This window comes from Aquibium oceanicum, from assembly GCF_001889605.1.
GTDB lineage: Bacteria > Pseudomonadota > Alphaproteobacteria > Rhizobiales > Rhizobiaceae > Aquibium > Aquibium oceanicum.
On record NZ_CP018171.1, the window covers coordinates 3,743,819 to 3,761,949 of the forward strand.

The 18,131-nt window shown below is 66.0% G+C and carries 18 protein-coding genes and 1 other annotated feature; of the genes, 10 read left to right on the forward strand and 8 right to left on the reverse strand.

The window, feature by feature from the left end; genetic code table 11:
- The first annotated feature begins 46 nt into the window (after positions 1-46).
- From BSQ44_RS18300 to BSQ44_RS18310, 3 genes are all read left to right on the forward strand, one after another.
- Positions 47-589 carry a MarR family winged helix-turn-helix transcriptional regulator gene (locus BSQ44_RS18300; RefSeq protein WP_072606573.1) on the forward strand — a complete coding sequence of 181 codons (543 nt, stop codon included), beginning with the start codon at positions 47-49 and terminating at the stop codon, positions 587-589.
- Positions 582-1,286, forward strand: coding sequence for a response regulator (locus BSQ44_RS18305; protein WP_235633262.1), 705 nt, complete (start codon positions 582-584; stop codon positions 1,284-1,286). Before BSQ44_RS18300 ends, BSQ44_RS18305 begins: the two co-directional genes overlap by 8 nt.
- Positions 1,287-1,349: 63 nt before the next feature.
- Complete coding sequence (locus tag BSQ44_RS18310) at positions 1,350-2,765, forward strand: ATP-binding protein (RefSeq protein WP_083534807.1); 1,416 nt, start codon at positions 1,350-1,352, stop codon at positions 2,763-2,765.
- Positions 2,766-2,877: 112 nt separating this feature from the next.
- Here BSQ44_RS18310 and BSQ44_RS18315 read toward each other — a convergent pair whose 3' ends face one another.
- From BSQ44_RS18315 to BSQ44_RS18325, 3 genes are read right to left on the reverse strand one after another with little or no spacing between them, the layout of a single operon-like run.
- Entirely contained in the window at positions 2,878-4,005 is a 1,128-nt protein-coding gene (locus BSQ44_RS18315; RefSeq protein WP_072606575.1) for an osmoprotectant NAGGN system M42 family peptidase, read from the reverse strand.
- Complete coding sequence (gene ngg / locus BSQ44_RS18320; protein WP_072606576.1) at positions 4,002-5,831, reverse strand: N-acetylglutaminylglutamine synthetase; 1,830 nt, start codon at positions 5,829-5,831, stop codon at positions 4,002-4,004. Before ngg ends, BSQ44_RS18315 begins: the two co-directional genes overlap by 4 nt.
- A gap of 2 nt (positions 5,832-5,833) precedes the next feature.
- On the reverse strand, positions 5,834-7,609 hold the full coding sequence (locus tag BSQ44_RS18325) for an N-acetylglutaminylglutamine amidotransferase (RefSeq protein ID WP_072606577.1): 1,776 nt from the start codon (positions 7,607-7,609) through the stop codon (positions 5,834-5,836).
- A gap of 99 nt (positions 7,610-7,708) precedes the next feature.
- On the opposite strand from BSQ44_RS18325, the gene BSQ44_RS18330 reads away from it, so the two are divergent.
- The gene (locus tag BSQ44_RS18330; protein ID WP_083534808.1) at positions 7,709-8,194 is read left to right on the forward strand and encodes a MarR family winged helix-turn-helix transcriptional regulator; all 486 of its coding nucleotides are present in this window, start codon (positions 7,709-7,711) and stop codon (positions 8,192-8,194) included.
- Positions 8,195-8,223: 29 nt separating this feature from the next.
- Here the strand turns inward: BSQ44_RS18330 and BSQ44_RS18335 are convergent, their stop codons facing one another.
- The 5 genes from BSQ44_RS18335 to BSQ44_RS18355 all read right to left on the reverse strand — a co-directional run bounded on the left by BSQ44_RS18335 (position 8,224) and on the right by BSQ44_RS18355 (position 12,275).
- A complete protein-coding gene (locus BSQ44_RS18335; protein ID WP_072606578.1) occupies positions 8,224-9,072 on the reverse strand; it encodes a universal stress protein in 849 nt (282 codons plus the stop codon).
- 11 nt (positions 9,073-9,083) lie between these two features.
- Complete coding sequence (locus tag BSQ44_RS18340; protein ID WP_072606579.1) at positions 9,084-10,571, reverse strand: SulP family inorganic anion transporter; 1,488 nt, start codon at positions 10,569-10,571, stop codon at positions 9,084-9,086.
- 67 nt (positions 10,572-10,638) lie between these two features.
- Positions 10,639-10,694, reverse strand: a sequence feature (sul1 is cis-regulatory element that is thought to sense ions involved in sulfur or methionine metabolism; They are found in Alphaproteobacteria).
- A 92-nt stretch (positions 10,695-10,786) separates the two neighbouring features.
- Positions 10,787-11,152, reverse strand: a complete 366-nt coding sequence (locus tag BSQ44_RS18345) for a tRNA-binding protein (RefSeq protein ID WP_072606580.1) — start codon at positions 11,150-11,152, stop codon at positions 10,787-10,789.
- Complete coding sequence (locus BSQ44_RS18350; protein ID WP_072606581.1) at positions 11,149-11,649, reverse strand: type III secretion system chaperone family protein; 501 nt, start codon at positions 11,647-11,649, stop codon at positions 11,149-11,151. The genes BSQ44_RS18345 and BSQ44_RS18350 overlap by 4 nt, the downstream gene beginning before the upstream one ends.
- A gap of 311 nt (positions 11,650-11,960) precedes the next feature.
- A complete protein-coding gene (locus BSQ44_RS18355) occupies positions 11,961-12,275 on the reverse strand; it encodes an accessory factor UbiK family protein (RefSeq protein WP_072606582.1) in 315 nt (104 codons plus the stop codon).
- Between the two features lie 178 nt (positions 12,276-12,453).
- Here BSQ44_RS18355 and lgt point away from each other — a divergent pair, with 178 nt between their 5' ends.
- From lgt to BSQ44_RS18385, 6 genes are all read left to right on the forward strand, one after another.
- A complete protein-coding gene (lgt, locus tag BSQ44_RS18360; protein ID WP_179948733.1) occupies positions 12,454-13,299 on the forward strand; it encodes a prolipoprotein diacylglyceryl transferase in 846 nt (281 codons plus the stop codon).
- Complete coding sequence (locus BSQ44_RS18365) at positions 13,296-14,378, forward strand: class I SAM-dependent methyltransferase (RefSeq protein ID WP_072606583.1); 1,083 nt, start codon at positions 13,296-13,298, stop codon at positions 14,376-14,378. Before lgt ends, BSQ44_RS18365 begins: the two co-directional genes overlap by 4 nt.
- Before the next feature lie 61 nt (positions 14,379-14,439).
- A complete protein-coding gene (pgeF, locus tag BSQ44_RS18370) occupies positions 14,440-15,231 on the forward strand; it encodes a peptidoglycan editing factor PgeF (protein ID WP_072606584.1) in 792 nt (263 codons plus the stop codon).
- Entirely contained in the window at positions 15,231-16,382 is a 1,152-nt protein-coding gene (locus tag BSQ44_RS18375; protein WP_072606585.1) for a M24 family metallopeptidase, read from the forward strand. Before pgeF ends, BSQ44_RS18375 begins: the two co-directional genes overlap by 1 nt.
- A gap of 56 nt (positions 16,383-16,438) precedes the next feature.
- Entirely contained in the window at positions 16,439-16,996 is a 558-nt protein-coding gene (locus tag BSQ44_RS18380; RefSeq protein WP_083535022.1) for a hypothetical protein, read from the forward strand.
- Positions 16,997-17,117: 121 nt separating this feature from the next.
- Positions 17,118-18,050: a ribose-phosphate pyrophosphokinase gene (locus BSQ44_RS18385; protein ID WP_072606587.1), complete on the forward strand. Its 933-nt coding sequence runs from the start codon at positions 17,118-17,120 to the stop codon at positions 18,048-18,050.
- Positions 18,051-18,131 lie beyond the last annotated feature (81 nt).

The following is an 18,131-nucleotide window of genomic DNA, read 5'->3' on the forward strand; positions in this document are numbered from 1 at the left end:
GAGATATGTCAACAAGGCTGACCCATTTTATGGAGACTGTTGCGCAATGAACAGGCACGAGGTGGCCGGCCAGCAGCCGATCCGTACGGCGCTCGCGCGCGGCGACGATCTGGAACTCGACCTGATCGAGCTGCTCTTCTTCGCCTATCGCGACTTCACGTCGGACCCCGACCAGATTCTTTCGGGCGACGGCTTCGGGCGGGCGCATCACCGCGTCCTGCACTTCGTCAACCGGATGCCCGGGCTCACGGTCGCGGAATTGCTGGACGTCCTGAAGATCACCAAGCAAAGTCTCGCGCGTGTCCTGAAACAACTGATCGACACGGGCCACATCGTGCAGGTCCAGGGTCCAAGGGACCGGCGCCAGAGGGAGCTCTATCCGACGCAGAAAGGCCGCGAACTCGCCTTCGCCCTCGCATTGCCACAGTCCCGTCGCATCCGTGCGGCGTTGCGAGAGACCGGAGAGGACCGGCGGGATGTGATCGGGCGCTTTCTGAAGGCGATGGTCGACCCTGAATTGCGGGCACAGATCGATCGCCTGCCGGACGCCCGCTCGTCCGAACGCGATGGAGAACCGAGCGATGACTGACGAACCGACGGTCCCCGGAGACGACGCCCCTCATCTGCTCGTCGTCGACGACGACACCCGCATTCGCACGCTCCTCAAGCAGTTCCTTTCCACCAACGGTTTCCGCGTCACCGTCGCCTCGACCGCGGCCGAAGCGCGGCGGCAGCTCGCCGGCCTGGACTTCGACCTGATCGTCCTCGACGTCATGATGCCGGGCGAAACCGGCGTCGACCTGACCAAGGCACTGCGGGCGGAAAAGACCGTGCCGATCCTGATGTTGACCGCCTTGTCGGAGACCGACAACCGCGTCGCGGGTCTGGAAGCGGGCGCGGACGACTATCTCCCAAAACCCTTCGACCCCCGGGAACTCATCCTTCGGATCAACAACATCCTGCGCCGCGGGGGACCGCCGCAGACGCCGAAGGTCGAACAGCTGGTCTTCGGCCCATACACCTTCCAGATCGCGCGCCGCGAATTGAAGAACGGCGGCGAACCGATCAAGCTCACCGACCGCGAGCAGGAAATCCTCGCCATCTTCGCCGAACGGCCCGGCGAGACGATCCCGCGCCACGAACTCGTCAGCGGCGACGCGGAGGTCGGCGAGCGCACGATCGACGTCCAGATCAACCGGCTGCGGCGCAAGATCGAACGCGATCCCGGCAACCCGGTGTGGCTCCAGACCGTGCGCGGTGTTGGATACCGGCTGAGCGTGGAATAGACTGTCCGCCGACACCCCTCGTCGCCGGCGCGGCAACGGGCGGGGCCTCGGCGGAACGGGCGGATGGCGAGCACCGAAACCACAACGATCGAAAGACGGCGGCCGGCCGGATGGCTGCTGCGCGCGCTCGGGCCGTTCCCGCATCTTTGGCGGCGGTTCTGGCACCGCGTCTCCCGACGCATGCCGAAACGGCTCTACGCGCGATCCCTGATCATCGTCATTGCTCCGATGATCCTGCTGCAGTCGGTCGTCGCCTTCGTGTTCATGGAGCGGCACTGGCAGACGGTCACCCAGCGGCTCTCCATGGCCGTGACGCGCGACATCGCCGCCATCATCGACATGATCGAGACCTATCCGGAGGAGGAGGACGGCTACCAGAACGTGCTTCGCATCGCGCAGGAGAGGCTGGGGCTGAAGGTGGACCTCATGCCGCCCGACCCGCTGCCCTCGCCCGGGCCGAAGCCTTTCTTCTCGATCCTGGACGAGGTGCTGAGCGAGGAGATCACGCGCCAGATCAACCGTCCGTTCTGGCTCGACACGGTCGGCAATTCCAACATCGTCGAGATCCGCATCCAGCTGGAAAACGCAGTGCTGCGCGTCTTTGCCAGGCGAAGCTCCGCCTATGCGTCGAACACGCACATCTTCCTCTTGTGGATGGTGGGCACGTCGCTCGTGCTGATCGCCATCGCGGTGCTCTTCCTGCGCAACCAGATCCGGCCGATCCAGCAGCTCGCAGCGGCCGCCGAGAGTTTCGGCAAGGGGCGGCCGCCTCCACCCGACTTCCGACTGCGTGGCGCGGAAGAGGTTCGCCGCGCCGGCGCAGCCTTCATCCTGATGCGCGAACGCATCGAGCGCCAGATCGAGCAGCGCACCGCGATGCTGACGGGCGTGAGCCACGACCTGCGCACGATCCTCACGCGCTTCAAGCTGCAACTGGCCATCGCCGGGCCGCGGCCGGAGACGGAGGCGCTCGACAAAGACATCGAGGACATGCAGTCGATGCTGGAGGGTTATCTGGCGTTCGCCCGCGGCGAGGCGGCGGAGGATACCGGGCAGCTCAATCTCGAAACCCTGTTCGAAAACCTCACGCACGACGCGAAACTGCGCAAGCGCAACCTGACGACCGAACTTTCGGGTCCGCCGGATCTGCTCGTCCGCCCGGCCGCGTTCTCGCGCCTGATGGCCAACCTCGTCGGCAATGCATTCCGATACGCCAAGAACGTGCGGGTTTCGGCCGTCCATGCACGCGGCTCCTTCACGGTGATCATCGACGACGACGGCCCCGGCATTCCGCCGGAAAAGCGCGAGCACGTGTTCAAGCCCTTCGTGCGGCTCGACGACGCCCGCAACCAGGACGCCAGCGGCACCGGCCTCGGCCTCTCCATCGCCCGCGACATCGCCCGCAGCCATGGTGGCGACATCATGCTCGACGACAGCCCGATGGGCGGGCTCCGGGCGACGGTGAAACTGCCCGCGTAGGAGCGTGGGACTCGTCCAGAACGTCCGCCCCGCGGCGCGGTGGAAGCTGATCTGGGACGGCGATGCGCGCTACACGGTGACGACGGACTGAGGCGGCCGCGGGCGGCGCCCGTCACTCGCCGTCGTGCGAGGCGGAGGGCTGTTTGGTGAAGCCTTTCATCGTGGAGATCTCCTCCAGGTCACGCTTGATGTCGACCGGGCTCGTCACGTAGGCGGTTACGAGTTGCGCGATCGATTCCAGCGCGTGGAGGTGGATGCGCTCGTAGCCGTGCGAGGCATCGACCCCGAATGCCACGAGCGCGGTGCGCACGTCGTGGCCCGCCTCCACGGCGGAGGCGGAATCGGAGCGGTAGAAGCGGAAGATGTCGCGCTGCATGGGGATCTCGTTGTCCCCGCACAGTTCGATGAGCTTCTTGGTCAGGTGATAGTCGAACGGTCCCGTCTGGTCGGCCATGGCGATGGTTACGCCGAATTCGGACGAATTCTGGCCCGGCGCGGAGGTGCCGTTGTCAATCGCCACCATGGATGCCACCTCGGGCGCCACGATCGCGGTGGCGCCGACGCCGACCTCCTCGGCGATGGTGAAAAGCCAGTGGATGTCGACGGGGGTCCGGACCTTCTCGCGCTCCATCGCCTCCAAGGCCGCCAGTGACGCGGCGACGCCCGCCTTGTCGTCGAGATGACGCGAAACGATGAAGCCGTTGTCCATGAATTCGGTGTCGGGATCGATGGCGACGATGTCGCCGATGTCGATGCCGAGCGCCAGCGTCTCGTCCTTCGAAGTGGTGCGGGCGTCGATGCGCAGTTCCACCTGTCTCCAGTCCACCGGCTGCTCGTCCACCCCCTCGTTGAAGGTGTGGCCGGAGGCCTTAAGCGGCAGGATGGAGCCGCGGTGCGTGGCATTGTAGGAGTAGATGTTGGCTCGGGCCCCTTCGGCGAAGCGGGATGACCAGTGGCCGATCGGCACGAGTTCGAGCCGGCCGTTGTCCTTGACCATCTTTACCTGCGCGCCGAGCGTGTCGAGATGGGTGATGATGGCGCGCGCGCCGGAGCGCCGGCTGCCCTGACGCACCGCGCGGATGGCGCCGCGGCGGGTAAGTTCCACGCTCATGCCGAGCCGTTCAAGCTCGCGCGTGCAGTGGCGCACGATGGTGTCGGTGAAGCCGGTCGGGCTATCGATCGCTAGCAGCGCCTTCAGCTGCGCGGCGAGATAGTCGGTGTCGATCTCGAGCTTGCTCATGCCCGCGCCCCCTGCCGGCCGGAGGGCGAGCTGTGGGCGTGGATCGGCCTGGAATGCGGGAAGAGCAGGTCCACGAAACGCTCGGCCGTTGGCTGCGGTTCGTGGTTGGCGAGCCCCGGACGCTCGTTCGCCTCGATGAAGACGTAGTCCGGCTCGGTCGGCGTCTTGACCATGAAGTCGATGCCGACAACGGGGATCTTTATCGCGCGCGCGGCGGCGCAGGCTGCATCCACCAGGCGCGGATGTACGATGCCGGTGACGTCGTGGATCGAGCCGCCGGTGTGAAGGTTGGCGGTCTTGCGCACGACGATCTCCCGCCCGGCTTCCAGAACCGTATCGAGCGTGCAGTCCTGTGCCGTGAGGCACCGCATCGCGTCCTCGTCGACCGGGATCGTGCTTTCGCCGCCGGTCGCCGCGGAGCGACGGCGCGACTGGCGCTCGATCAGGCTGCGGATGTCGCTTTGACCGTCTCCCACGACCGTCGGCGGCCGGCGCACGGCGGCTGCGACGAGACGGTAGTCGATCACCACGAGGCGAAGGTCCTCGCCGTCGAAGCAGGCTTCGAGAAGCACACGGTTCGAGACCTCGCGCGCGCCGACGATGGCCTTGCGCGTGTCCTCAAGCGTTTCGAGACCGACGGAGACGCCGCGTCCCTGCTCGCCCCGAGCGGGTTTGACCACGACGGTGCCGTGTTCTTTCAGGAACTTCTCCACGGCCGGATCGTCGGCGGACTGGACGGAGATCTGTTCGGGCACCTTGAGGCCGGCATGCTCGACCACGCGGCGGGTAACCGCCTTGTCGTCGCAGATCGAGACCGCGACGCCCGACGTCATTTCCGACAGGCTCTCGCGGCAGTGCACGGAACGACCGCCATAGGCGAGACGGAAGAAGCCGCCCTCGGCGTCGGTCACCTCCACCTGCACGCCGCGCCGCCGCGCCTCGTCGACGATGATGCGGGCATAGGGGTTGAGCTGATCGTAGCCTTCGACGGGCCCGGCGAAGAGGCGTTCGTTGATCGGATTCTTGCGTTTCACGGCGAAAATCGGCACGCGGCGGAAGCCGAGCTTTTCGTAGAGCGCGATGGCCTGCTCGTTGTCGTGCATGACCGAAAGGTCCATGAACGCCGCCCCGCGCGCCTGGAAATGCTCGGCTAGACGCCGGACAAGCATTTCGCCAACGCCGGGATGGCGGCACTGCGGATCGACGGCGAGACACCAGAGCGAGGAGCCGTGTTCGGGGTCGCCGAAGAGCCGCTGGTGATCGACGCCCGTGACGGTGCCGACCACATCGCCGCTCGCTTCGTCCTCGGCGACGAAATAGGTGATCGAACGGTTGTCGCGGTTGGCCCAGAAAAACTCCGGGCTGACGGTCACCATGTTTCGCGCCGAATAGATGGAATTGACGGCCTCCGCGTCGACTTCCGACGTCAGTCGCCGGATGAAGAAGCTCTGCGGCTTGCGCCGGCTCGGGCGGTAGGTCGAGAGGTCGAGTCGATAGGTGTGCGAGGGATCGAGGAATGTCTCCTGCGGGGCGAGTGCCAACAGCACGTGCGGATCGCGCACGTAGAAGGCGATATCGCGTCGCTTGTCGCCTTCGTCGGCCAGAGCCTCCACGATGCTCGGGTTGTCGGCGAAGGTCTGCGAAAAGATCAGCCTCCCCCAGCCACAATCGAGCGCGACCGAGCTGCGCGTCGGCCCCGGTTCGCCGGAGGGATGGCCCATGGGCGGCTTCTGGGACTCGTTGCGCAGGCGCTTCAGCCGATGCTCCAGCGCCCTCTCGGCATTGCCGTTATGGCGCCGGGCTTCCGCCGTCTGTTTCTTCGACATGACTAGACCCCGTGAGTCTGCAGCCAGAGTTCCAGCAGCCCGGCCTGCCAGAGCTCGGAGCCCTGGAGCGGCGTGATGTGTTCGGACGGAGCGGCGAAGAGTTCGTCCAGCCACTCCTTGCGGAACAGTCCCCTCTCCCGTGCCGCCTGCGAGGTGAGAGCGTCACGCACCATGTCGAGATAGGGTCCGTCGACATATTTGAGTTGTGGGACCGGGAAGTAGCCCTTCTTGCGGTCGATCACCTCGGAGGGAACGATGCGCCGGGCGACGTCCTTCAGGACGCCCTTGCCGCCGTCGCGGATTTTTTCCTCCGGCGGAATGCGGGCGGCGAGTTCGACAAGTTCGTGGTCGAGGAAGGGCACGCGCGCCTCGAGACCCCAGGCCATGGTCATGTTGTCGACGCGCTTGACCGGATCGTCGACCAGCATGACGGTCGAGTCGAGCCGCAGCGCCCGGTCCACCGGGGTGTCGGCGCCCGGACGCATCAGCCGTTCGGCAACGAGGTCGCGGCTGTAGTCGCCGCCGTTTATCCATTCGGCGCCGAGCTGGCGCTTGAGCGTCGCATGGTCTCGGTCGAAGAAGACGCGGGAATAGTCGCCGACGACGTCGTTGGAGTTCATCAGCGGAGGATACCAGTGATAGCCGGCGAAGATCTCGTCGGCGCCCTGCCCCGACTGCACGACCTTGATGTGCTTCGAGACCTCCTTGGAAAGCAGGTAGAAACCGACATTGTCGTAGGAAACCATCGGTTCCGACATGGCGGCGAAAGTGCCCGGCAGCGCGTCCATCAGCTGGTCGGAGGGGACGAAGATCTTATGGTGATCGGTGCCGAACTTTTTGGCGATCAGGTCCGAATAGACGAACTCGTCGCCCTTCTCGCCGTTGGCTTCCTCGAAGCCGACCGAGAAGCTCATGAGCCCGTGCTGGCCGGCTTCGGCGAGCAGACCGACGATCAGGGACGAATCGACGCCGCCCGACAGGAGCACGCCCACCGGCACGTCGGCCACCATGCGCCGCTTCACCGCCACGCGCAGGGCATCGAGCACTCGGTCGGTCCACTCCTCGCGCGATACGCCACTGTCCGCCGGATCGCGCTGATGCGGCGGATCCCAGTAGACACGGTCGCGCGTCGAGCCGTCGGGCTCGATGACGCGGATCGTGGCGGGCGGCAGCTTGCGGATGCCGTTGAGGATGGTGCGCGGCGGCGGCACGACCGCGTGGAAGCTCATGTAGTGGTGCAGCGCGGCGCGGTCGATCGAGGTGTCGACGTCGCCCGCCGCCAGGATCGCCGGCAACGAGGAGGAGAAGCGGATGCGACCCGGCGTCTCCGACAGATAGAGCGGCTTGATGCCGAAGCGGTCGCGCGCCATGACGATACGGCCCGAATCGCGCTCCTGGAGGACGAAGGCGAACATGCCGTGGAAGCGCTCCACGCATTCCTCGCCCCACTCGCGCCAGGCCTTGAGAATGACTTCCGTATCGCCGGTGGAAAAGAAGGAATATCCTTTTCCTTCAAGCTCCTGGCGCAGTTCCGGGTAATTGTAGATGCAGCCGTTGAAGGCGATCGTCAGCCCTAGGCCGGAATCGACCATCGGCTGCCGGGCGCGCTCGGAAAGGTCGATGATCTTGAGGCGCCGATGGCCGAAGCCGGCGTTGCCGTGCACGACCAGCCCGGCGCCGTCCGGCCCCCGCGGCGCCATGCTCTCGGTCATCCTGGAAATCGCAATCGGCGACGGCGCCTGGCCGTCCAGTCTTATCTCGCCACAAATCCCGCACATCGGCGCGCGCCAAACCTCCGGTGTCAATGTCTCTTGTCTTCGTCGCGCAGGTCATTATAACTCTAATCATTAGAAGTCAAATTGATTGGCGACATTTCGATGGATGATGCTTCGGCGAACGCCGCAGGCGCCAATGGGTTCCACGTGGAAGATGTTCCCGCCTCAGACCTGCGGGCGATGATGAAGGCGGTGCGGCAGATCGTGCGCGCGAACGACCTGCAGTCCAAGGCGCTGGCACGCGCCAGCGGCCTGACCGCGCCGCAACTGGTCGTGCTGACCGGCGTGGCCGAGCTCGGCGAGGTGACCACCAACGCGCTGTCCGACTATGCCGACCTGAGCCCCGCCACGGTGGTGATGATCCTCGAAAACCTCGAAGGACGCGCCATCGTCGAGCGCTACCGCTCCACCACGGACCGGAGGGTCGTCTACACCCGGCTGACGCCGAAAGGCCGCGAGATGGTGGCGGCCACGCCCGGCCTGTTCGGGCCGGAGTTCTCCAGCCGTTTCGCCGCCCTGCCCCGCGACCGCCGCCGGGCGATCATGGAAGGGCTGACGGAAGCCGCCCGGCTGATGGGCCGCGACTGATCGACGGCATCGGCGGCGACGGAATACTCTCAGCGGAACATGAGGACGGGGACCTTGCAGCGGCGCACGAGTTCGGCGGTGGTCGAGCCGATGACGTAGCTGCGGATGCGTGAATGCCCGTAGGCGCCCATGACGAGAAGGCCGGCCTTGCCGCTTTCCACGCAGGCGCCGATCACCTCCTCCGGCTCGCCGTTCTGAAGCCTCGCCTCCACCTCGAAGCCGCCGGCTTCGAGGCGCCGCACCGGCGCATCCAGCCGGGACCGGTTTTCCGCGGTGTCGGCACCGACGGACAGCAGCGTGCAGGAAAGGCCTTTGAGAAGCGGGCTCGACGCGACGTAGTCGACCGCGCGGTTCGCGCTCTTGCCGCCGTCATAGGCGATCAGAAAGCGGTCGAATGGTTCGTGGCTGCGCGACGCCACCAATACGGGCTTCTTCGAGCTTCGCACCACGCGTTCCAGGTTCGACCCGAGGTGCAGCTTTGCGAAGTCCGCCGCTTCGCCGCGCTTGCCGATGACCACCATCTCGGCATCGGCTTCGAGATCGCCGAGCGCTTCGAGCAGGTCGCCGTTGCGCAGCTTGGTCGACACCTCAACGCCGTAGACGGCTTCGACCTCGCTGCGCGCGCCGTCGAGGATGGCGCGGCCTTTCTGCTGCGCCAGCTTTCCGTGCTGTTCGTCGAGATCGGCCATCTGCCGCAGGAGGTTCGTCCGTGCATTTGCGTCCAGATTGCCGCTGAGATCGAAATCCGTCGCGATGCGGCGGCCGAGCACGTGCGCGATCTCGACCGGCAGGCCGAGCCGGGAAGCCGCCCAGGCCGCGTGCCCCGCGACGCTGCGGCCGTAGACCGACCCGTCGACCAACGCCAGGATCTTCGCCATTCTCCCCTCCCTCAATGGTCCATCAGTCGCTCGAAAGCGCCGGGCTTGTCGTGCACCGCGAGCTTGTCGACGATGGTCGCGCTGGCCTCGTTGAGGCCGGTCAGTTCGACCTCGGTTCCCTCGCGGCGGAACTTGAGGACGACGGTATCGATCGCGCCGACGCCTGTCAGGTCCCAGATGTGCGCGCGGCTGACGTCGATGGTCACGCGCTCCACCGCCTCCTTGAAGTCGAAGGCGGCGAGGAAGGCCTCGGAGGAAGCGAAAAAGACCTGGCCCTCGACGACGTAGGACCGATGCTTGCCGTCGGCCGACACGCTCGACGTGACGCGGAAGATCTGCGCCACCTTGGAGGCGAAGAAGAGGCCCGACAGGAGCACGCCGACCAGGACGCCGATCGCCAGGTTGTGGGTGGCCACCACAGTGATCACGGTGGCGAGCATGACCGTCGAGGAGCGGCGCGGATGGTCCTTCAGGTTACGGATGGATGCCCAGGAGAACGTGCCGATCGAGACCATGATCATGATCGCCACCAAGGCGGCCATGGGGATGACCGAGACCCAGTCCCCGAGGACGACGATGAGGAACAGCAGGAAGACGCCCGCCGCGAAGCAGGACAGCCGCCCGCGTCCGCCCGACTTCACGTTGATGACCGACTGGCCGATCATGGCGCAGCCTGCCATGCCGCCGAGAATGCCGGTGGCGACGTTGGCGAGGCCCTGTCCGACACATTCGCGGTTCTTGTCACTGCCGGTATCCGTGAGTTCGTCAATGATCGACGCGGTCATCAGCGATTCGAGCAGCCCCACGACGGCGACCGCGGCCGAATAAGGCAGCACAATCATGAAGGTGTCGAGGTTGAGCGGCACGTCCGGCAGCAGGAAAACCGGCAACGTCGAGGGCAACTCGCCCATGTCGCCGACGGTGCGAAGCTCGTCCATGCCGAGCACCAGCGTGACGGCGGTGAGCACCAGGATGCAGATCAGCGGCGACGGCACGGCCTTGGTGAGGCGCGGGAACAGGTAGATGATCGCGAGGCCCGCGGCCACCATCACGTAGGTGGTCCACGGCACGCCGATCAATTCGGGCAGCTGCGCCATGAAGATCAGGATCGCGAGTGCGTTGACGAAACCGGTGATCACCGAGCGCGAGACGAAGCGCATGAGATCGCCGAGCCGGAGGAGGCCAGCGCCCACCTGCAGCACGCCGGCGAGGATGGTGGCGACCAGGAGGTATTGCAGCCCGTGCTCCTTCACCAGCGTGACCATGAGGACGGCGGTGGCAGCGGTCGCGGCAGAGATCATGCCGGGTCGTCCGCCGGCGAAGGCCACGACCACGGCGATGGAGAAGGAGGCGTAGAGGCCGATCTTGGGATCGACACCGGCGATGATGGAAAAGGCGATGGCCTCGGGGATGAGCGCGAGCGCGACGACGAGCCCGGCAAGCAGGTCGCCGCGGACATTGCCGAACCATTCGGCGCGATAGGCGGAAAGGGAGTTCATTCGAATCCGGAAAAACGGGACCGCGGCGGCCGGCGAAGGCCGTCCTGTGAGGAGAAGGATGCGGTCGGGTTGTCCGGCGGGTCGGCGGCCGGAAGAGCCACCCGGATTTTCACCGGGTCCGGTGTTTCCCCGTTCATAGGAGGGGAATTGTTGCACTGCAACAGGAAATCGGAGGATGGCGGGCTACATCCGCCAGCGCATACCGGCGGCCCCAGTCAGAACAGCCTGCCCCCGTCCGGCACTTTTCGCTCGATGGCGGCGAGCACGACGGCGCCCTCCTCGTCGGGGAAGCCGAGCGTCAGCACCTCGGACATGAACTTGCCGATCTGGCGCGGCGGGAAATTGACGACGGCCATGACCTGGCGCCCGACGAGTTCCTCCGGCCGGTAGTATTTGGTGATCTGCGCGGAGGATTTCTTCACGCCGATCGCCGGGCCGAAGTCGATGCGCAGCTTGATCGCCGGCTTGCGGGCCTCGGGAAACGGCTCCGCCTCGACGATCGTGCCGGCGCGGATGTCGACACGGTCGAAATCGTCGAAACCGATCTCCGGCTTCCGCTCTTCCCCGCCCGCTGCGCTCATGCGCTGCCGTGCGTCTCGAACAGGACGCTCTGCAGGGCGTCGCGGGCCGACACGCCCGACCACACCACGAACTGGAAGGCCTGGAAATAGCATTCGCAGGCTTCGAGCGCGGTCGACAGCAGCACCTCGACCTGCTGGCCGGTCGGCTCCACGCCGCCGTTCAGGAGCAGCGCCTGGCGGAACATGATGGCGCCTTCCTGCTCCCACAGGTCGAAATGGCCGAACAGCATCTGCTCGTTGATCAACGCCAGCAGGCGCATGACTTCGGTCACGCGGGTCTCTGTCACCTTGATGTCGAAGGCGCAGGCGAGATGCAGCGCCTCGAAGTCCTCCATCCACGAAAACGAGATGTGGTAGTCGGTCCAGTTGCCGGCGACCGAGATGGCGATCTCGTCGTCTCCGGCACGCTCGAAAGCCCACTCGTTGGCGTTAGCGACCTGCTCGATCACATCCACCGGATGCGCCTCGCGTGTCAGGTCGATTTCCAGAAGGCTCATGAATTGCTTCCTGTTGTTGTGGGAACGCGGTCCGCGCGCTCCGCCTTGGGACGCAACACGCGACGCGACTTCGAACTCGTTTGGGAACGCGCGAGGCCCTTCAATGGCCCCGGCCGGGGAACCCCCGTCCCGGCGCATGAACGAATCATGCAGTAAATTCAGTGTATTGATGACGAGTCGCAGTTCCAGCGGTTTTTTCGATCCGGCTGTTTCGCGTGTGGATAGCCTGTGCGTCGGCTACCATCCGTACGTGCGTAAGGGATTCTGCACGAACGTCTTTTTCGCCTGCCGCCCTGTGGAAACGCAGATAGTTATTTTTTCGTCCGCCCCCTCGCGGGAGCGCTCGAAGAGGCGTTTTCGGCCGCGCCGCCGCCCATGGCGGCGAGCCTGGCTTCCATTTCGTCGAGCCGCGCAGCGAGCTTCTTGTTCTCGGCACGCGCCTTGACCGCCATGTCGCGCATGGCTTCGAACTCCTCGCGCTGGACGATGTCCATGGAATTGAGCATGCGCTCGGCCTGGGCGCGGAAGGCGCCTTCCATCTCGCGCCGCACGCCCTGCGCGGCGCCCGCGGCGTCCGTCATCAGCTTGGCGATGTCGTCCATAATGCGATTGGGTCCGTTCGTCATGACGCTGGCCTCGCTCCTGGCGGATCCACTCCGCAAACCGGCGGAGCGTCCTTACAAGAGAACTAGGCGGGGGTGGGCCTCTTTGCAAGCATCGGACCGGGGAGCCTCGCGGGCATCTTGACCTTTGGCGCCGGCATCGACCATGGTCCGCGCGCTTTCGACAGCCGGGAACCCGCCCTTGGAAATCTTCCTCCTGCCGCTCGCGGCACTGCCCTTCCCCGAGATCGACCCGGTCCTGCTCCGGATCGGTCCGCTGGCGATCCACTGGTACGGGATCGGCTATGTCGTGGGCATCCTCTTTGCCTGGTGGTACGCCAAGCGGCTCCTGTCGAACCGGCGGCTGTGGGCCGACGGCATTCCCCCGATGAAGCCGGAGGACCTCGACGATTTCGTCGTCTGGGCCGCGGCCGGCATCGTCCTGGGCGGGCGCATCGGATACGTCCTGTTCTACGATCTGGCCCGCTACATTGAGGAACCGCTGGCGGCGCTGGCGCTCTGGGAAGGCGGCATGTCCTTCCACGGCGGCCTGCTCGGCACGATCCTGGCGATGATCCTGTTTTCGCGGTCGCGCGGCATACGCGTCTGGAGCATGTTCGATATCGTCGCCGCAGGTGTGCCCGTCGGGCTCGGCCTCGTGCGATGCGCCAATTTCATCAATTCCGAACTGTGGGGCCGGACGACGGACGTGCCGTGGGCCTTCGTGTTCCCAAACGGCGGCCCCGAGCCGCGCCACCCGAGCCAACTCTACGAAGGCGCGCTTGAAGGCCTGGTGCTGTTCATCGTGCTGCGCATCCTCACGCACCGGTTCCTGAAGCTGAAGACGCCGGGTTTCGTAGGAGGCGCCTTCGTGGCGGGCTACGGACTGTCGCGCATCATCGTGGAATTCTTCCGGGTGCCCGATCCGCAGCTCGGCTATCTGCTCGGCGGATGGCTGACCATGGGCATGATCCTGTCGCTGCCGATGGTGCTTGCCGGCGCCTGGGCGATGGCAACCGCCAAACCTTCGACTTCCCTTGCAAGATGAATCCGTTGGGAGAGAAACTAGCAGCGCTGATCGAACAGGAAGGGCCGCTGACGATCGCCGACTACATGGCGATCTGCCTGTTCGATCCGGCACACGGCTACTACACCACCCGCGAGCCGTTCGGCGCCGCCGGAGACTTCACCACCGCGCCGGAAATCAGTCAGATGTTCGGCGAACTGGTCGCGGTCTGGCTCTATTCGGCCTGGCAGGCGGCGGGCTCTCCCCGACCCCTCTGCATCGCCGAGATCGGGCCGGGACGCGGGACGCTGATGAAGGACCTAATCCGCACGCTTTCGCAACTCGATCCGGGTCTGGCGGGCGAGGTCCGCTTCGCGCTGGTCGAGGCGAGCCCGCGTTTGACTGAGGTACAGAAGCAGACCCTCGCCGGCTCGACGTTCTCCGTGGACTGGTTTCGCCAGGTCGGGGACCTCCCGTGGGTTTCGACACTTTTCGTGGGCAACGAGATCTTCGACGCGATCCCGATGCGCCAGTTCGTGCGCCGCGATGGCAGATGGCGCGAGCGCTGCGTCGGCCTGGACGGCGACGGGAAGCTGACCTTCGTGCAGGGGCCGGGCGAACCCGACCCGGGCCTGCTTCCGGCGGACGCCGGATCGGCCGAGGAGGGAACCCTGATCGAGCTCGCGCCCGCCCGGAATGCATTGATGGACGCGGTCGCCGAGCGCATCGCGCGTGACGGCGGCGCGGCGATCTTCTTCGACTACGGGCACCTCGAGACGGGATACGGCGACACGCTGCAGGCGGTCCGCCGCCATGCCTTCGACGAGGTTCTGGGCGCGCCCGGCGAAGCCGACCTGACGTCGCATGTGGATTTCGCCGCGCTCGGAGCGGTGGCGGCGCAGTATGGGCTTTCGACGCACATGGCGACCCAGGGCGACTTCCTGCTGGCGATGGGACTGCGCGAGCGCGCGGGGCTGCTCGGACGCTCCGCGGATGCCGAAACGCGCGAGCGGATCGTCGGCGAGGCCCGGCGTCTGGCGGCGTTCGACGAGATGGGCGAGCTGTTCAAGGTATTGGCTGTCACCCCGCGCGGCGTAGTCCCTCCGGGTTTCGCCGCGTGATTGACTTGGTCACCCCCCTGCCCCACGATCCGCACCGCCGACGGAAGAAACAAGGCCAACGATGCTGAATGACCCAGGACCGGAGCCGCTTCGGTCGCCAGAGCTTGCCGGATTGCCGGCCGGCGGCATCCGCCACGGCTTTTTCACGCGCGCCGGCGGCGTGTCGTCGGGCCTCTACCGCGGACTGAACGTCGGTCTCGGCTCGAAGGACGACCGCGAATCGGTGCTGGAGAACCGCGCCCGCGTCGCCGCCTGGCTCGGCGTTCCGGAAACCAATCTTTGCACCCCACACCAGATCCACTCCGCGCGCGCCGTCGTCGCGACCGGGCCCTGGACGGAGCGGCCACAGGCCGATGCGGTGGTGACCGACCGGCCGGGCGTGGCGCTCGGGGTTTTGGCGGCGGACTGCGGGCCGATCCTCTTCGCCGACGCCGATGCGCGGGTCATCGGCGCCGCGCATGCCGGCTGGAAGGGTGCGCTGGACGGGGTACTGGAAAGCACGATCGAGGCGATGGAGCAGCTTGGCGCCCGACCCGAGCGCATCGTCGCCGTGCTCGGCCCCTCGATCAGCCAGGAGAACTACGAGGTCGGCCCCGAATTCGTCGAACGGTTCACGACGGCCGATCCCGACAACCAGCGCTATTTCCTGCCTTCGGCCAGGACCGGCCACGAGAAGTTCGATCTCAACGGCTATACGGTCGACCGGCTGCGCCGCGCGGGGGTGGCGGCATCGCATGTCGGCCTGTGTACCTATGCCGACGAGGAAAGGTTCTTTTCCTATCGGCGAACGACCCATAGGGGAGAGCCGGACTACGGCCGGCAGATATCGGCGATCGTCCTGGAGGAAATCTGATGGCGCTTCACTTCGAACGCAGCGAATTCGATGCCCGGCGCGACCGCCTCGTGATCGAGATGGCCGACCGAAAGCTGGACGCCATGCTGCTCTTCGCACAGGAGAGCATGTACTGGCTGACCGGCTACGACACGTTCGGATACTGCTTCTTCCAGTGCTTGGTGATGAAGGCGGACGGCTCGATGGTGCTGCTCACCCGGTCGGCCGACCTGCGCCAGGCGCGCCACACCTCCACGATCGACACGATCAACCTGTGGACGGACCGGCAGGGCGCGAATCCCACCGTGGATCTGCGCAACCTGCTCAACGAGATGGACCTGCTCGGCTGCCAGATCGGCGTCGAATACGACACGCACGGACTGACAGCCTTCAACGGCCGCCGGCTCGACGAGCAATTGCAGACCTTCGGCAAGATCATCGACGCGTCCGGGATCATTCCGCGGCTGCGCCTGTTCAAGAGCCCGGCCGAGATCGCCAAGACGACGCGCGCAGCGGCGCTGGCCGACGACGCGCTCGACGCCGCGCTGCCGCTGATCAAACAGGGCGGGGACGAAGGCAAGATCCTGGCAGCCATGCAGGGCGCGATCTTCGAGGGCGGCGGCGACTATCCCGCCAACGAGTTCATCGTCGGTTCCGGCCCGGATGCGCTGCTGTGCCGCTACAAGGCCGGGCGGCGCAAGCTCAACAAGAACGACCAGCTGACCCTGGAATGGGCCGGAGCGTTTCACCACTATCACTCCGCGATGATGCAGACGATCGTGATGGGCAAGGTCTCCAAGCGCCATCAGGAACTCTACGAGGCCGCCCGGGACGCGCTGATGGCGGTCGAGACCGCCATGGTTCCGGGCAAGACCTTCGGCGACGTCTTCGACGCCCACTCGCGCGTCATGGAGAGCCACGGGCTGACGCGGCACCGGCTGAACGCCTGCGGCTATTCGCTCGGCGCGCGCTTCTCGCCGTCCTGGATGGATACGCCGATGTTCTATGCCGGCAATGCCGAGCCGATCGCGCCGGACATGACGCTCTTCGCCCACATGATCATCATGGATTCCGACACCGAGACGGCGATGACGCTGGGGCGGACCTACCTCACCACCGACGCCGAGGCGAAGCGGCTTTCGCGTCATGATCTGGACTTGATCGTGCGTTGAAAGCATAAGTCGGTTAAGCTTGTCGCCGGGGACCTTGGAGGAGCAGGGAGATGCGCATGAGGACGCTCGCCGCGGCTTTCCTCCTGGCATTGCTCGCGCTTTCCGCCTGCAAGACTTCCGAAGCCCTCGATCCCTCGGCAATCCAGGCAAAGGACGAACCGTCCCTGCAGGCTGACGTTCCCGGCACGACGGCGGACGCGCTCCTGCCGACCCCGGCCGCTCTCCCTCCGTCCGGCCCGGTGCGCGAAGGCGTGCGGCTGCAGTTCTCGCCGGTGGTCGGCGCGACGGTCGACGCGGCGACGCCGCTGGCCAAGCGGCTTTCGGCTCGCGCAGCCGAGCGCGGTCTGGTGATCGTCGGCAAGAGCAACGATCCCGCCAGCCATCTGATGAAGGGCTACTTCTCGGCCATCGCGGACGGCAACCAGACGATCGTCATCTTCGTGTGGGACGTGATCGGTCCCGACGGGAACCGTCTCCACCGCATCCAGGGGCAGGAACGCGTAGAGGCAACGGCGGAAAACGCCTGGACGATCGTGCCGCCGCAAACCATGGAAACAATCGCCGACAGGACCATCGACGAGCTTTCGCGCTGGTTGCAAACGCACCCGGGGTGATCGCCGCGAGGGAAACGGTTTTTTTGGATTAGCCGACGAATCCCGCCGCCGGCGCTTGCAATGGTGGATTCCGACGCTAAAAGCCACACGATCCGAGCTTGGCGTTCGCCGGGGAAACTTCATGAAACTATTTGCGGGCAACTCCAACCGGGTGCTGGCCGAAGCCGTCGCCCGGTACCTGAACGTTCCCCTGGGGCGGGCGAGCGTCAGGCGGTTCGCCGATCAGGAAATCTTCGTCGAGATCCAGGAGAACGTGCGCGGCGAGGACGTGTTCGTTCTCCAGTCGACCTCCTATCCGGCGAACGATCACCTGATGGAAATGCTCATCATGATCGACGCCTTCCGCCGCTCCTCCGCTCGGCGCATCACCGCCGTCATGCCCTATTTCGGCTATGCGCGGCAGGACCGCCGCGCCTCGGGCCGCACGCCGATCTCGGCCAAGCTGGTGGCCAACATGATCACCGGTGCCGGCGCCGACCGCGTACTCACCCTCGACCTCCATGCCGGGCAGATCCAGGGCTTCTTCGACATCCCGACCGACAACCTCTTCGCCGTTCCCGTGCTGGCGCGCGACGTCAAGGCGCACTACCAGCTCGCGAACGTCATGGTCGTGTCGCCCGACGTCGGCGGCGTGGTGCGGGCGCGGGCGCTCGCCAAGCGCATCGACGCGCCGCTCGCCATCGTCGACAAGCGCCGCGAGCGGCCAGGCGAATCCGAGGTCATGAACGTCATCGGCGAGGTGGACGGCAAGGACTGCCTGCTGATCGACGACATCGTCGATTCGGGCGGAACGCTTTGCAACGCCGCCGATGCGCTGCTTGCCAACGGCGCCACCAGCGTCACGGCCTACATCACCCACGGGGTGCTGTCGGGCGGCGCGGTGGCGCGCATCACCGGGTCCAAGCTCAAGGAACTGGTGACCACCGACTCGATCCAGCCGACCTCTGCCGTCGAGGCCGCGCACAACATCCGCGTCGTCTCCATCGCGGATCTCATCGGCGAAGCGATCTCGCGCACGGCCACGGAAGAATCCGTATCGAGCCTCTTCGACTGACCGGCGCGCCGGGCGACACCGTCGCCTGGAGCCGACATTTTGGATTTCCTTAACCAAAGGCCTGAACGGTTTTCTTAACTC